The following is a 1,681-nucleotide window of genomic DNA, read 5'->3' as shown; positions in this document are numbered from 1 at the left end:
GATGCACGGACGAGCAGGCTTCACCCTGCTCCGGCACCGCATCCTCCTCGGATAACAGCACGCTCCGTCACCACCGAATGTGAGACAGGGCCGTTAAATTGACACACCCGGTTTGCGCACCCGCCCCAACAGCTCTGCCCCGCCGGCGAGTTCCTCACGCCCTCGTGCGACGGTCGACTCCGAGACCTCCGCCAGCCCCGCCACGGCCGCGATCCCTCCATGCCCCAGAGCCTCGGCCTCGGACGCCAGATACAGACGGCGCTGCCGCTCGTCCAGATGCGGCAGCACTGCCGCGAACTTCGCATCCAGTACCGCCAGGACTTCATCCGGAATCGCCACAACAGCTCAACTACATCGCAGCACCGAGGTATTGGCCCGAATCCGCAGTAGTTAACTTACGGCTTCTAAGAGGTCATCTCACGTGGCGAGTTTCGCGAGCTTCTTGTAGCAGGTGAGGGCGGCTGCGAGGCCGAGGAAGGCGAGGAAGTGTTCTCCCTTGCGTTCGTGTCGGACGGTGAGGCGGCGGTAGCCGAAGAGCCAGGCGATGGTGCGCTCGATCTTCCAGCGATGCCGGCCCAGGCGTTCGCCGGTCTCGATGCCGGGCCGGGCGATGCGGGGCACGATGCCCCGCATCCGGAGCCATCTGCGGTGGTCGGCGGAGTGGTACGCCTTGTCGGCCCGAAGCTTTGCGGGCCGTCGCCTGCGGGGCCCTCGCCGGGAGCGGATCGCGGGTATGCCGCCGATCAATGGCCGCAGGGCGTGGGTGTCGTGGACGTTCGCGCCCGACGCGGCTACCGCGAGTGGCAAGCCCCGGGCGTCGGACAGGACGTGGAGCTTGCTGCCCTTCTTGCCCCGGTCGACCGGATTCGGGCCGGTCAGCGAGCCCCTTTTTTCGCGCGCACGCTTGCCGCGTCCACGATCGCCGAGGTCCAGTCGATCTCACCCTTGGCACCGAGCTCGTCCAGCACCGCCCGGTGCAGCTTCCGCCACACCCCCGCCTCGGTCCAGGACGTGAACCGACGGTGCGCGGTAGCCGGCGAGACCCCGAAGTCCCCCGGCAGTAGCTGCCAAGAACACCCGCTGGTCAGCACGTACACCACGGCGGTGAACACCGCCCGCTCGTCCACCGGAGCCGTACTGCCGCCCTGCGGACGGGACTTGAACCCCGGCAGCAACGGAGCAGCCAGCTCCCACAACCCGTCCGGCACCAGCCGACGCGAAAGATCAGCACCCACAAGTCGACATCATGCCGCACCAACGTCACACCACGTGAGATGACCTCTAAACGGGCACGTTCGGAAAGCGGATGGCATCTGAGACACGTTGTTCTGGTGTGAGTTCGCGCTCAAGGGCAGGTAAGCGTTCCCTGCGCATACCCCGGCTAGGTCGGAACTCGACCGAAAAGTAGTCAGTAGTGGCACAGGCTGCGCTAATTGCGGTGCAGTTGAAGGATTTCGGTCAGAGTGGCCACGGCAAACAGTAACGGAACACAGAATTCTCCCTTTTGTGCGGGGCGGATCGCCTCATGGTGTCCGCGTTCGCCCCTTTATTGATCCGAACGGTAAGCGTTCTGGGTCGTTGAATGTTGTGTGAGTGAACTGGTGGGGGGCGCACGGCAGTTGTCGCCGTCGGCGCAGGAAGCGTTGCGGCTGCGGGCGGTGGCCGCGCTGGTGGAGGGCCG

Annotated in this window: 1 protein-coding gene and 1 pseudogene; both read right to left on the bottom strand. The window is 65.7% G+C overall.

Going from position 1 to position 1,681, the window contains the following annotated elements:
• Positions 1 to 105: 105 nt before the first annotated feature.
• Positions 106 to 339: pseudogene (locus ACWD1Z_RS37435) on the bottom strand (ISAzo13 family transposase); the annotation flags it as partial.
• A gap of 78 nt (positions 340 to 417) precedes the next feature.
• A protein-coding gene (locus ACWD1Z_RS37430; protein ID WP_451125379.1) for an IS5 family transposase occupies positions 418 to 1,235 on the bottom strand; the annotation gives its coding sequence in 2 pieces (ribosomal slippage) (positions 418 to 878 and positions 878 to 1,235; 819 coding nt in all).
• Between the last annotated feature and the right edge of the window lie 446 nt (positions 1,236 to 1,681).

Source organism: Streptomyces sp. NPDC002784 (genome assembly GCF_053592135.1).
The sequence above is the reverse complement of the archived record's forward strand: the minus strand, read 5'-3'. Positions and strand labels throughout refer to the sequence as shown.